The sequence below is a fragment of the Candidatus Pelagibacter sp. Uisw_090 genome (genome assembly GCF_047717845.1).
In the GTDB taxonomy this organism is placed as follows: Bacteria; Pseudomonadota; Alphaproteobacteria; order Pelagibacterales; family Pelagibacteraceae; genus Pelagibacter.
In genome coordinates this window covers 949,255-961,935 of record NZ_CP159810.1, presented here as the reverse complement: position 1 = coordinate 961,935, position 12,681 = coordinate 949,255, and the positions used below count along the sequence as shown (strand labels likewise).

General features: G+C 26.2%; 14 protein-coding genes. 4 read left to right on the top strand and 10 right to left on the bottom strand.

Translation table 11 applies throughout. The features are described from left to right. Positions 1-5: 5 nt before the first annotated feature. The 4 genes from ABXT58_RS05265 to rpsF form a co-directional block, all read right to left on the bottom strand. A complete protein-coding gene (locus ABXT58_RS05265; protein WP_415303633.1) occupies positions 6-1,424 on the bottom strand; it encodes a replicative DNA helicase in 1,419 nt (472 codons plus the stop codon). Positions 1,425-1,491: 67 nt separating this feature from the next. Continuing rightward, positions 1,492-1,950, bottom strand: a complete 459-nt coding sequence (gene rplI / locus ABXT58_RS05260) for a 50S ribosomal protein L9 (RefSeq protein WP_415303632.1) — start codon at positions 1,948-1,950, stop codon at positions 1,492-1,494. Beyond that, positions 1,951-2,229 (bottom strand): 30S ribosomal protein S18, encoded by a 279-nt coding sequence (rpsR, locus tag ABXT58_RS05255; protein ID WP_415276086.1) that lies wholly within the window; start codon positions 2,227-2,229, stop codon positions 1,951-1,953. 2 nt (positions 2,230-2,231) lie between these two features. Then, the gene (gene rpsF / locus ABXT58_RS05250) at positions 2,232-2,597 is read right to left on the bottom strand and encodes a 30S ribosomal protein S6 (protein ID WP_415303631.1); all 366 of its coding nucleotides are present in this window, start codon (positions 2,595-2,597) and stop codon (positions 2,232-2,234) included. Between the two features lie 86 nt (positions 2,598-2,683). On the opposite strand from rpsF, the gene fabD reads away from it, so the two are divergent. From fabD to gmk, 4 genes are read left to right on the top strand one after another with little or no spacing between them, the layout of a single operon-like run. Further along, on the top strand, positions 2,684-3,616 hold the full coding sequence (gene fabD, locus ABXT58_RS05245; RefSeq protein WP_415303630.1) for an ACP S-malonyltransferase: 933 nt from the start codon (positions 2,684-2,686) through the stop codon (positions 3,614-3,616). Then, positions 3,609-4,346, top strand: a complete 738-nt coding sequence (gene fabG, locus ABXT58_RS05240) for a 3-oxoacyl-[acyl-carrier-protein] reductase (RefSeq protein WP_415303629.1) — start codon at positions 3,609-3,611, stop codon at positions 4,344-4,346. Before fabD ends, fabG begins: the two co-directional genes overlap by 8 nt. 48 nt (positions 4,347-4,394) lie before the next feature. Continuing rightward, positions 4,395-4,634, top strand: a complete 240-nt coding sequence (locus ABXT58_RS05235; RefSeq protein WP_415290920.1) for an acyl carrier protein — start codon at positions 4,395-4,397, stop codon at positions 4,632-4,634. An 8-nt stretch (positions 4,635-4,642) separates the two neighbouring features. Next, the gene (gene gmk / locus ABXT58_RS05230) at positions 4,643-5,275 is read left to right on the top strand and encodes a guanylate kinase (protein ID WP_415303628.1); all 633 of its coding nucleotides are present in this window, start codon (positions 4,643-4,645) and stop codon (positions 5,273-5,275) included. Here the strand turns inward: gmk and rsmA are convergent. From rsmA to ABXT58_RS05200, 6 genes are all read right to left on the bottom strand, one after another. Beyond that, on the bottom strand, positions 5,264-6,052 hold the full coding sequence (rsmA, locus tag ABXT58_RS05225; RefSeq protein WP_415303627.1) for a 16S rRNA (adenine(1518)-N(6)/adenine(1519)-N(6))-dimethyltransferase RsmA: 789 nt from the start codon (positions 6,050-6,052) through the stop codon (positions 5,264-5,266). The genes gmk and rsmA overlap by 12 nt on opposite strands. Then, the gene (locus tag ABXT58_RS05220; protein ID WP_415303626.1) at positions 6,053-7,018 is read right to left on the bottom strand and encodes a 4-hydroxythreonine-4-phosphate dehydrogenase PdxA; all 966 of its coding nucleotides are present in this window, start codon (positions 7,016-7,018) and stop codon (positions 6,053-6,055) included. Beyond that, positions 7,011-7,928: a peptidylprolyl isomerase gene (locus tag ABXT58_RS05215; protein ID WP_415303625.1), complete on the bottom strand. Its 918-nt coding sequence runs from the start codon at positions 7,926-7,928 to the stop codon at positions 7,011-7,013. Before ABXT58_RS05215 ends, ABXT58_RS05220 begins: the two co-directional genes overlap by 8 nt. Beyond that, a complete protein-coding gene (locus ABXT58_RS05210; protein WP_415303624.1) occupies positions 7,928-10,468 on the bottom strand; it encodes an LPS-assembly protein LptD in 2,541 nt (846 codons plus the stop codon). Before ABXT58_RS05210 ends, ABXT58_RS05215 begins: the two co-directional genes overlap by 1 nt. A gap of 195 nt (positions 10,469-10,663) precedes the next feature. Beyond that, positions 10,664-11,530 (bottom strand): LptF/LptG family permease, encoded by an 867-nt coding sequence (locus ABXT58_RS05205; RefSeq protein WP_415303623.1) that lies wholly within the window; start codon positions 11,528-11,530, stop codon positions 10,664-10,666. Further along, the gene (locus ABXT58_RS05200) at positions 11,527-12,666 is read right to left on the bottom strand and encodes an LptF/LptG family permease (protein ID WP_415303622.1); all 1,140 of its coding nucleotides are present in this window, start codon (positions 12,664-12,666) and stop codon (positions 11,527-11,529) included. Before ABXT58_RS05200 ends, ABXT58_RS05205 begins: the two co-directional genes overlap by 4 nt. Positions 12,667-12,681 lie beyond the last annotated feature (15 nt).

The following is a 12,681-nucleotide window of genomic DNA, read 5'->3' as shown; positions in this document are numbered from 1 at the left end:
GGATATTAGTTAATTTGAGTATCTTTAAATTTAGTAAACATTGCTTCAAATTCCACCATAACATTGCCAGTTGGACCGTGCCTTTGTTTTCCAATGATAAGTTCAGCCAAGTTCGAAACTTCATTCATTTTAGCTTGCCATTCTGCATGCTCTACAGTTGCTGGTCTTGGTTCTTTTCTCTCCAAGTAATATGCTTCTCTATAAACAAACATTACAACATCAGCGTCTTGCTCAATTGAACCAGATTCTCTTAAATCTGATAATTGAGGTTTATGATCATCTCTTTGTTCTACTGCTCTAGATAGTTGCGAAAGTGCAATTACTGGAAGTTTAAGTTCTTTTGCCATTGCCTTAAGACCTTGGGTGATTTCTGAAATCTCTTGAACTCTACCATCTCTATTATTTCCAGACCCTCTCATTAGTTGAATATAGTCGACAACAATTAAATCTAAACCAAACAATCTTTTAATACGTCTTGCTCTGTTGCTCATTGCTGCAATACTGATGGCTGGGGTTTCATCAATATATAAAGGAAGTTCAGATATATTTTTTGAAGTCTCAATAAATTTATCAAATTGTTCATCAGAGATTCTTCCTCTTCTAATATCGTTTGATTTAATTCTAGATTGTTCTGCCAAAATTCTAGTTGATAATTGCTCTGAAGACATTTCTAGAGAAAAAAAAGCAACTGCAGATTTTTTTCCTTTTTCTTGTAATTTTTGAGCTGCATGGAAGGCTATATTTGTAGCTAAAGCAGTTTTACCCATAGAGGGTCTTCCTGCAATTATAATTAAATCAGAATTGTGTAGACCACCTAATCTATCATCTAAATCTCGTAAACCAGTTGGGACACCAACAATTCCCTCATCATTTCGATAAGCAGCTGAGGCCATCTCAATCGTTTGTTTCATTGCTTCATCAAACTTAACTAATGATGAATTAAAAGAGCCTTTTTCGGCAAGATCGAATAATAATCTTTCTGAGTTTTCAATTATATTTTGACCATTAACATCAAGTGCATTTAATTTAGCAGCATCAATTGTATTTTCTGATATTTTAATTAGCTCTCTTCTCACAAACATATCATAAATAATTCTTGAATATTCTATTGCTTGTCTTGGCGGGGTAGAAAATTTTGTAACTTTAACCAAATATTCAGGAACATTTAATTCATCTTTTTCATTTTCAAAATAATTTTTTAACGTGATTGGGTTTGCAAGCATTCCTTTATAAATAAGACTTTCTATTGCTGAAAAAATACTCTGATGCATAGGATCGTAAAAGTTGATACTAGAAATGATGGTATTTATTTCATCAAACGTTTCATTTTGAACCAATATTGATCCAATTACTGCCTGTTCAGCTTCGATATTGTTAGGGAGTTCTTTAAATGTATCTTTAACAATACTTAAGTTATTTTCCATAAACAAATCTTAACCGAAATAAGATTTAAAAAAATAGCAAATGTATGCTGGGGAAAAAATTGTATAATTATTGAATAGTTTCTGCTGTAACTACATTGATAGTAATTTCAGAGTCTATTTCAGAGTGTAAGATAATTTTTACCTTAAATTTACCAAGTGATTTAATTTCAGTTATTGGTTGTATCATTGAAGGCTTGATATCTAGCATGTCATTATCTTGTATTAATTTTGCAATTTCTGTTGGCTTAACTGAACCATAAAGCTCTTTGTTTTCTGTGCTTAACTTTTTAATTTCATACTCTTTATTATTAATTTTTTCTGAAATTGTTTGTGCTTCTTTTTTTTTCGCAGCATCCTTCTTTCCTAATTCAGATTTAATTTTTTCCACTTCAGCAATATTTTCTTTTGAAGCATAAAGAGCTTTTTTATTTGAAATTAAATAATTTCTAGCAAAACCTCTTTTTACATCTATAATTTCTCCAATAGATCCAATTCTTCTTAAATTTTCTAAAAGTATAACTTTCATTTAAATCAACGCCAAGTTTCTAGCTCTCTTAATAGACAATGAAAGCTCTCTTTGTTTTTTTTGTGAAACGTTAGTAATTCTTGAAGGTAAAATTTTGCCATTCTCTGACATGTATTTTTTTAATAATCTAATATTTTTATAATCAACCTCTGGTGCACCTTTAACTGAAAGTGGGCAAGATTTTTTAAACTTATATTTATTAGGCTGAAATATGCTTAATTTAGCAAAATTACTTTGGCTACCTTTTTTTTTATTTCCTGCTCTTTTTTTTGATGGCATAATTAATCTCTATTATAATCTTTTTTATATTCTTTTTTTTCGTATTCATCTTTTTTTGAAAAATATTTTGCCTCTAAATCAAATTTTTTAACTCTAACGGTCATGTATCTTAAAAGATTTTTATCAATAATCTCATTTTTTTCTAATTCATCAATAATTTTTCCAGAACCTTTAATTTTAAAGTGCATATAGATGCCTTTTTTATTTTTTTTAATAGCATAGGCTAAGTTTAGCAATCCCCAATCTTCAGTTTGTACTATTTCACCATCATTTCTTTCTACTATTTTAGAATATTTCTCGGTTAATTGTTTAACCTGTGCAGGGCTAGTATCTTGTCTAGCAACTATAGTGTGTTCGTATAAATTCATAATTGTTCTTTAATAAAAAGTGAGGATATACTATTATAACAATTGAATTACAACACTTAAAACCACAATAAAGTTTAGATAATTAAATGTTTTCTGTTATTTTCCCCGGTCAAGGCTCACAATTAGTTGGAATGGGTAAAGACTTTTACAATAAATATACCCTAGTTAAGGATTTATTCAAAGAAGCTGATGACACACTTGGTTTTCCGTTATCAAACCTTATTCTTAATGGACCTAAAGAAGATCTAGATTTAACTGAAAATACTCAACCTGCTATATTTTTAATAAGTTATTCAATATTTAAACTGATTAAAGAAGAATTTAATATCGATTTAAACAAAGCAAATTTTTTTGCCGGACATTCTTTGGGTGAGTATTCAGCACTTGCCTCAGCTGGAGTATTATCATTTTCAGATACTTTAAAAATATTAAAAATTAGAGGAAAAGCTATGCAAAACTCTGTTCCAAAAGGAGTAGGTGGGATGGTCGCAGTTTTAGGTTCTGAAATCGAAACAATAGAAAGTGTTATTAGTGAAAATAAAATGAAATATGAATGTTATATTGCAAATGATAACTCAACAGGTCAAATAGTGTTAAGTGGCAATATTGAAGATCTAGAAAAAATGATGGTTGATTTAAAATTAGCTAACATCAAAAATATTAAACTTCCTGTAAGCGCACCATTTCATTGTAAATTGATGAATAATGCAACACTTGTCATGAATGAAGAGATAGAAAAGTTAAACTTTAAAGAACCTGAAAATATTCTAATTTCCAATGTAACTGGAAAAGAAATAGCTAATTCAAACGAGTTAAAAGATTTACTTGTTAAACAAATTGAAAGTAGGGTTCGTTGGAGAGAAAGTGTTTTACTAATGATTAATAAGGGAATTAATCAATTTATAGAAATAGGACCTGGTAAAGTTTTGTCTGGTTTAGTAAAGAGAATTGATAGAAATGTTAAAGTTAGTGCAATAAATACAGAAGAAGATATAAAGTTAATTAATATTAATGAGTAGTTTAAAAAATAAAAATGTTATAATCACAGGTGCGTCGGGTGGCATTGGTAATTCAATAGTTGAAAAACTTCACGAGAATGGGTTTAATATTTTAGCTACGGGTACAAGAGTTGAAAAACTAGAAGAGTTAAAATCAAAATTTAATAATATTAAAATACTTAAGTTTGATATCTCTCAACATGAAAAGATTGAAGAGTTTATAAATAATGCAACTGAAGAGCTGGGTGGATCACTCGATTGTATAATTAATAATGCTGGCATTACAAAAGATAATTTAACAATCAGAATGAGCTTAGAAGAGTGGACTAATGTTATAGATGTCAATTTAACCTCAACATTTTTAATGTGTAAATATTCTATTAAAAAGATGCTTAAAAATAAATCTGGAAAAATTATTAATATTACATCGGTAGTAGGGCACACAGGCAATGCTGGTCAGGCAAATTATACAGCTTCAAAAGCTGGTATTGTTGCTATGTCCAAAAGTCTAGCTATTGAATATGCTAAAAAAAATATAAATGTGAACTGTATTTCACCTGGCTTTATAAGTACTGCAATGACAGATCAGATTGATGAAAAGCATAAAGAAGCAATAATTGCTAAAATTCCATCTAATAGACTCGGTAAACCTGAAGATATTGCAAATGCAGTAACATTCTTAAGTTCTGATCAGTCAGACTATATTAATGGTGAAACACTTCATGTTAATGGTGGCATGTATTTGGGTTGACAAAACTACTTTTTGGACTATTAACGAAATATAACAAAAAGGAACATTATGTCAGAAGATATTTCAAACAAGGTTAAAAAAATTGTAGCAGACCATCTAGGTATAGATGAAGCAAAAGTGTTAGATGATTCAAGTTTTATTGACGATCTTGGTGCGGATAGTTTAGACACTGTTGAATTAGTAATGGCTTTCGAGGAAGAATTCGGTTCAGAAATTTCAGATAGTGAAGCTGAAAAAATTCTTACCGTAGGTGATGCTGTTAACTTTATAGCAGGCAAAGCAAACTAGAAATTTAAATGTCCACAAAAAAAGATGGGATAATGGTGATTTTATCATCCCCATCTGGGGCAGGCAAAACCACTCTAGTAAAACTTCTATCTAAGAATAAAAAATTTCATATATCAACATCTCATACGACGCGAAAAGCAAGATCTAGCGAAGTTGCAGATAAAGATTATTATTTTGTTAATCATGAAAAATTTGAGGGGCTGATCAAAAATGAAGAATTTTTAGAATATGCAAGAGTTTTTAATCATCTTTACGGAACAACAAGAACACCTGTTATAGAAAAATTAGAAAAAGGTGAGAATGTAATATTTGATATTGATTGGCAGGGCGCAGATCAAATTAAGAATAAAAAATTAAACTATAAGCTGATCACTTTTTTTATACTTCCACCAAGTAAAGAAGTTTTGTTTGATAGACTGTCCAATAGAGATATGAAAGATAAGCTGATTGTAGAGGAAAGAATGAAAGAATTTAGCAGAGATGTATTGCATTGGATAAACTATGATTATGTGATTATAAATGACCATCTAGATGAGTGTTATTCTAAAATTAGCAATTTAATTGATGCAGAAATTAATAATGGTTCAAAAGATTATGACAAAGAGTATATTAGAAAACATGTTAATAAATTAACGTCTTAAATTCTCATATTCTTTAACTAGTTTAAAATACATTTCGGGTTCAAGATTTTGAGGTCTAAGATTAAGATCAATATTAAATTTATTTGCAACTTCTTTTGCATTATTAAAAATTTGGTTGAAAGGTTTTTTTAGCATTTTTCTCCTTTGACTAAAAAAAACTCTAGTAATCATTTCAAGGTTTTTTGGATCTTTTAATTCAAAAATATTCTGTCTTGGAGTAAATAGTAGTAGCGTGCTATCAATCTTAGGCCTTGGAGAAAAACTTTCAGGCTTGATGTCTATTACTTTTTTAATATTTAATTTCCAGTTTGATAAAATAGATAATCTCCCATATTTTGAAGTATTAGATTCTGCAATAATTCTCTCAGCAACTTCTTTTTGAAACATTAACACTAAACTTTCAAACCAAATTTTTTTATCTAAGTTTGTTATCCATTTTGAAAGAATTTCAGTCGAAATATTGTAAGGTAAGTTTCCAAATACAGTAAGCTTTTCACTGGAAATTTTATCTTCAGGTATTTTTAAAACATCATCATTAATAATAGTAATTTCATTGGCAAACTTATCTTCCAATAGTTGAGCTAACTCATCATCTTTTTCAATTACATAAAATTTTTTTGGATTTTTTTTTAAAATAAATGTAGTTAAATTTCCACTACCAGGACCTATTTCTAAAACTTCTTTATTTGAAATTTCAACAGTATCAGCAATCTGTTCTAACACGTTGCGATCTATTAAAAAATTTTGTCCTAAGCTTTTTTTGGGTTTAATAAACATCTATTTATCTAAGAATTTTAGAGCTTGAATTAAACTTTTAGGGTTTGATGTATTTTTACCTAACATAGAAATGTTTGGTCCATGATCAGGAGAAATCCGAATAAATGGTAAACCTAATGTTATGTTTATTGCGTCAAATCCAAATAAAGTTTTCGCAGGAGATAATACTTGATCATGATACATGCCAATAATTACATCAAATTTCTTGAATTGATCTTTTGTAAAAATTGTATCAGCAGCATATGGGCCTTTAACCTTGTATTTTAATTTGATTAAATCTTTAATAGCTGGCTTTATAATTAAATCCTCTTCACTATTATTAAAATTACTTTCACAGTGTGGATTTAAACCTGTAATAGCAATTCTTGGAATTTTATTGAACTTTTCAATATAGAATTGTGTAATTAATATAACATGAGAGAATATTTTCTTTTGTGATATATTTTTATGTACATCTTTTAATGCGATATGTGTTGTTAAAGGACTAACAGATAATTTTTTGTGAAATATTAGCATGGCAACTTTATTGTTAACCCCTGTCTTATTTGATAAATATTCAGTAACACCATAATGGTGACCTTTCAAAAAATGCCTTTTAGAAATTGGTCCGTTAATAAATTTTGTAAATTTATTTTTTTTTAGGATTTCTAGAGCAATTTTGAAGCATTTTTCTATATAACTTTTAGACTTAATTGTAATATTTTGAAAACAAGCATTAAATTTATAATCTACATTTATTAAATTAATATTTTTATTATTTAATTCACTGATATTTTTTAAGTTTTTATTAATAGAATTAATTTTAAAGATATAACCTAATTTATTCATCTGACTAATTAACAGTTTTCTCGAAGCAATAATTATTAAAGGATGTTTAAATTTATTACTTTTTATACTCTTAAAAAAAATTTCAAGAAATACACTGTTGGGTTCACCAGCTACAATAATTATTGGTTGTTTATTCATTAAAGCCAATATTTTTTCTAACTTTATTAAAATATATTTTAGAGTATTGATTTAGTTGTCTATTTTTTTCATAATTAATCAATTTTTTTAGCTCATTATCAAAATCAATTTCAGATGTTGTTTTTTTAATTTCTTTAATCTTTAATATTAATATTCCATTGGGAATAATTATAGGTCTTGAAATTTGATCTAATTTTAGAGTAGAAATATTATTAACAATTTTTGAATTAAGAGATTCTTCTCTAATCCAACCAATGTTGCCACCTATTTTTGAAGTGTCAGAAATACTATAAATGGATGCACTATTTTCAAATCCTATTTTAATAATACTTTCTTTAATTTCTAAGTACTTTTTTTTGATGTCTTTTTTATCTTTTATTTCAAATACAATTTCTGATAAATTATATTCTTTAGTCTCATTTTTAGCACTACTCATTATTTTATTTTTCAACTTCTCTTCATCAATTTCTATTTTTGAATTATATTTTCTAATAATTAGTTCATTCCACAAAGCATCAATGGCTAACTTTTTTCTGATATCATCCACATCTAAATTATATGGTTTTAGATGTGAATTAAACTCATCTAATGATTGAAAATTTAAACCTTTATAAATGTTCTTTAAAAGAGCATCACTATATCTTTTGTCTACATTAAAATTTGAAAAGTTTTTAGATATTTCAATTTTTTTAATTTTTTCTTTAATTATTGATTCACTAGCAATTTTTAAAATTTTTTCATTATTTAAGTTTTTTAGTTTAGAATTTAAGGCTAAAAGATATCTAAATTCATTTTTAATATCTATATTTGTGATTATCTCATTTTCTATGACGTAAATTATCTTTGTTTCTAATGCTGAGACAACATTAATATTAAAACAAATAAATAGAATATATAAAATTTTTTTCATTAATCGATCCTATTTTTGTTTAAAATCATTTTATCAGGAGAAAATGTTGTAAGTGGCACTATTGTTATTTCAAAAAATAATTCTTCTTTTGGGATTATGTCGCGATCACTATAATAATCTTTTTTATATCTAACTTTTGCTTCTAAGCAGTCATTTTTATACTCATAAACTAAATCATAATACTCTGTTAGACCTATTCTTCTATTTCTTCTCGTATTAAAAGATAAGAAATTTTCTTCATTAAAATTATATTTAAAAGTATTTGAAAGTACATTTGTTTTGCCAAGCGCACGCCTTTCTTCTAAAAAACTCATTGTTGTAGAGAAGTTGCTAAAAGATAATTCTGCGTCTATTGAATTAGACTCTATTTCATTTAAATCATCATTTATTGATAATTTATAATCTAGTGACAATATTTCAGAGGGTTTAAAATTTATTTGACCAAAAAGATTTGATCTTTTTTTACCTATGGTGCTTGTAGTAGGTATTTCATTTAGTTCATTAGATCTAAATACAGTTGCTAGTTTAAAATCAAGATAATCATCAAATGTTTTAATATTTTCGTTTATAGTATCTGTATTTGTTAGTTTTTGTTTTTTATAATTTATACCTAGGGTTATAGACTCTCCACCCTCATAAGTATCATCTAAGCTCAATCTGTCATTATTAAAAACATTAGATGCATTTATCTTTCTACCAGAGTCGCTATGATCTTTCATATCATGTGGATTGAATCTAAATGATATTTTTGGCTCTAACGTATTATAACTATTTTCTGTATTTTTTGATAAGGGTAAGGACATGTTTAATATATACGAGCTAACTATTTCAGATTGAGGACTTGATTTGTATACTTTGCTTTTTTTACCAAGGGAGTTTAGGTTTTTAAATAAAAAATTATAGTTACTTTTAATTCCATTTTCAAAAAAACTATTATAAGAATTAAAATTTAGATTATTAGATATTGATGTTGAAAGCACATTTGTATTATTTAATCTATTACTTCCACTCGAAGAAAAGCTAAAACTACCACCTTGAATATCATCTAAACCAAAATTTTTTGAAAAACCATATGATGGAAAAATGTGTTGATATCTATTATTGTTATCTCCACTTAGATTTTCGTACACTTCCATTGAAGTTATAAAATCATAGTTTTCGTGCGCAAGATCTAATTCAACACTTGAGTGAAGCTCAGATGTACTGCCGAGTAATAAGGGTGATTCTAGTTTAAATTTTTTTAAATAAGTGTCGTTCGTTGCTTTTTGTAAATTAATTTCAAAAGTACTCGCTAAAAAATTATCAAGATCAAGATCTGTCTTACTATTCATGAAAAAGTGTGATCTACTGTCGTTTCTATCAGTGACACTGGAATGATGGCCTTTTGCAATACTAAAATCAGCTATGATTAAAGATTTTTTTGTTTTCTGTCTGTATTCACTCTGAAAGATACGTTTTTCACTATCAAACCATCTTGGTTTAATTGTAAGATCTTTATTATCTGAGATAACAAGAAAATAAGGCACATAAATAGAGCTACCTAAATCTTTATCTCCTCCAAGTGCTGGTTTTAAAAAACCAGATTGTCTCTTCACACTAGGATCAGGATGAAAAAACTTAGGAAAATATACTACTGGCACATCATAGATGCTCAGCCAGGATTGGGTGTAGGTAATTCTTTTTTTAATCTTATCGTGTTTAATTTCTTTAGATTTAATTTTCCAAGGAGGGCATTTATCGGTTTTTTTACAAGAAGTAAAAACTCCTTTTTTAAAGTAAGTGTTAAATTCATCACCATATGAAGTAACAGACTTAAGTCTAGGATCATTTTTATCATTATCAAATACTGTTTTGTGAAATAAAAGATTTGTATCTTTGGCAGAAAATGTTTTATCTTTAAAATTAAAAAAACCACTATCATAGAAATAATTATCACTTTTAATACTAGGAATAAATTTTTTATATTCTTTAACTAATGATGGATTATTTTCTTCTTCTATATTTTTTTGGATGGAGGTTATAACTTCAATTTTTTTTCCTTTTAAAATTTCTTGATTAATTGAGTATTCAAATTGATTAAGTTTATAAGTGTTCTTATCAACAGTGTCAGTGATAGTTGTTCGCTTTAAAGAAGACAAAATCATTTTGTTTCTTAATAGTTTTAAATCATATCCTTCTACGTTATATCTGTCAGAAACATTGATCAATGTTTTGCCGACTGTATAAATTATTTCTTCATTCTTAAGATAAATAATTTTATCAGCGTTAATTTTTATATTATTTTTTGTATCTAAAATTTGTGCATTTCCATATGATTCAAGTTGATTATTCTTTTTAAAATATTCAAAAGTATCTGAGGTTATTTCAATTTTATTGGCTGTTGTTATTTTACCTTTGTTTATGCCTTTATAGACATTACCTTCATCGGTTACCTCTATCTCAGTGACATTAAAAATAAATTCATCGCTACTTAAAGCTTTATTAAAAAAACTTAAAGAAAGTACTAATATTAGAATTATTTTTAAAAAATTATTTTTCATTTAACCTTATTATAGAGGTGATATTTATTATTAATAATATAATTAAAGGTAGTGATATTGAAAGGATTAAAGGAATTCTTTCACTAGTACCCAATATATTGAAGAAATAATTTATATAATAGATGATGACTGATATAAAAATTCCTAGTGCAACCTTGTATATTGAGTTTTTTTGATATTTTATGTTAAACATAATTACAGCTCAAATATTGTCATTAAAGTTAAATATACAGGGTATGAGATTATTTTATATAAATGAGAATCAACATCTATTACAGAATAATTGAGTGATTTATAATTTTTTCTCAATTTTATTAAATCAATTAAACTAAGAGAAGATAAGTTTGAAAATAAACTATTAATTTTTTTGAGATCAAAGTTTGATTTAAAATTAATTATATCTTCATAAGTGGTAACATTATTTTTTGAAATTGTAGGATCTATTATTTTCCAATTAACTGAAGAAATATCAACTTTTTGACTTTGTATTGTATGGATGATTTCAAAATTATTATTGAATTGTGAAATAGAAACATTTAATAAAAATTGATTTTCAATTTTATTAGCATTTATTATATTGACTTGATTGTTTATCCTGTCTTTGATCCATAAACCATTTTTGTTAATTACTGCCAGATACTTACCGTCATTTGAGTATTGATTTTTTATTACTAAATAAGAATTTTTTAAAATTGAGGATATATTATAAAAAACTACAACAAATAATATTGCAAGTGCGAACGAATATAACCCAATCACCTTAACAATTTTATTATTATTTAAACCACTATATTTAAAAATTTCTAATTCATTTTTACTAATTAATTCAATAAAAAAAATTTGAGTAGATATTAAGAAAATAAATGGAAGAATTTCAAATATAATAGAGGGTGAATTTAAAAAAGATAAAAAAACTATATAAGAAAAAGTAAGTTCTGCATTCTTAAAGAACTCTGATTGTTCTAATATATTTACTAATAAAATAATTCCAAAAAAAATAAAAAAAACTTTCAATAAAGAAATAGTGAAAAGATTTACCAAGAATTTTATATAGGTTTTCATTCACTCCCAACTTTAAGGTTAGTCCAAAAATAAATATATATTAAAAAAAATAAAAAAATAGGAAGCATCGAAATCAAAATATTATATAATAGATTGGCACCAAGAAATTTTGTTGAACCTTCTAAAAAAAGAATAAATAAAAATCCTAAAGTATAGATTTTAAATTTATATCTTTTAAAATTATGACTATCTTTCGATTTTAAAATCAATAAAAGAGCAATCATAATTAAAAGAGTATTAAAAAAAGGTTTAATTAACCTATCATACAGCTCCTTATATATATCTTTAGCATTCCACAATACGCAAGCAGAGAAATCATGAGATTTATTATAATTTTTTTTTCCAATTTTCTTTTTTTGTAAAATAAATACACATTGGATTAATTCTTTTGTTGAGTACTCTTGATTTTTTTTATATGTGTTGGTGTTTGAATTAAACCTGCTTAAATCTACATCAGTTTTTGAAAATTCAAACTCTGAATTTTTTCCTTGATTATTACTAATTTGCTTTCCCTCATATAAAACTAATACTTTTCTATTACCACGAAATTCAAATATTCCTGTTTTTGCAAATGTTAACTGAAAACTATTTACATCAGATCTTTCTTTTAAATATATATATTTTAATTTTCCATCAATTGTTTTTTCTTCAAAATAAATTGTTAGATTTTCTATAACATCAATAAATTTTTTAGGCTTCAATATACTTTCAAATAAATCTATATCAGAACTTCTTAAAAAAGATTTTGCTTTTTCTTGAGCCAATGGTGTGATGAAACTGTTAAGCACTAAGTTTAATAGGACAAATCCAAATGACAATTTTATAAAAAAATTAATGAATGAATTTTTATTAATGCCAAAATTCCAAAATATAACTAATTCGTTGCTATTTTCATATTTTAATAAAATATATGCAATTGATATAAATAATGAAAATGGGTAAATTCTGCTAATAATTTTTGGAAAACTCAGTATCGTGTAATTAAAGTAGACTAGTAATCCATGTCCATCTTCCACAACGAAATCTAAATAATTAACTGCCTGCAAAACCCAAATGATTGTGCTAATTGTTAATGTAGTAAGAATAAAAAACTTTATACAGTCAGTAGCTATTTTTCTAAAAATAATTTTTTTCATTGAAATATGATAATA

Bases quoted from the DNA above. Each gene is read 5' to 3' on its own strand.
- ABXT58_RS05265 (WP_415303633.1), bottom strand. From the start codon at position 1,424: ATGGAAAATAACTTAAGTATTGTTAAAGATACATTTAAAGAACTCCCT.
- rplI (WP_415303632.1), bottom strand. From the start codon at position 1,950: ATGAAAGTTATACTTTTAGAAAATTTAAGAAGAATTGGATCTATTGGA.
- rpsR (WP_415276086.1), bottom strand. From the start codon at position 2,229: ATGCCATCAAAAAAAAGAGCAGGAAATAAAAAAAAAGGTAGCCAAAGT.
- rpsF (WP_415303631.1), bottom strand. From the start codon at position 2,597: ATGAATTTATACGAACACACTATAGTTGCTAGACAAGATACTAGCCCT.
- fabD (WP_415303630.1), top strand. From the start codon at position 2,684: ATGTTTTCTGTTATTTTCCCCGGTCAAGGCTCACAATTAGTTGGAATG.
- fabG (WP_415303629.1), top strand. From the start codon at position 3,609: ATGAGTAGTTTAAAAAATAAAAATGTTATAATCACAGGTGCGTCGGGT.
- ABXT58_RS05235 (WP_415290920.1), top strand. From the start codon at position 4,395: ATGTCAGAAGATATTTCAAACAAGGTTAAAAAAATTGTAGCAGACCAT.
- gmk (WP_415303628.1), top strand. From the start codon at position 4,643: ATGTCCACAAAAAAAGATGGGATAATGGTGATTTTATCATCCCCATCT.
- rsmA (WP_415303627.1), bottom strand. From the start codon at position 6,052: ATGTTTATTAAACCCAAAAAAAGCTTAGGACAAAATTTTTTAATAGAT.
- ABXT58_RS05220 (WP_415303626.1), bottom strand. From the start codon at position 7,018: ATGAATAAACAACCAATAATTATTGTAGCTGGTGAACCCAACAGTGTA.
- ABXT58_RS05215 (WP_415303625.1), bottom strand. From the start codon at position 7,928: ATGAAAAAAATTTTATATATTCTATTTATTTGTTTTAATATTAATGTT.
- ABXT58_RS05210 (WP_415303624.1), bottom strand. From the start codon at position 10,468: ATGAAAAATAATTTTTTAAAAATAATTCTAATATTAGTACTTTCTTTA.
- ABXT58_RS05205 (WP_415303623.1), bottom strand. From the start codon at position 11,530: ATGAAAACCTATATAAAATTCTTGGTAAATCTTTTCACTATTTCTTTA.
- ABXT58_RS05200 (WP_415303622.1), bottom strand. From the start codon at position 12,666: ATGAAAAAAATTATTTTTAGAAAAATAGCTACTGACTGTATAAAGTTT.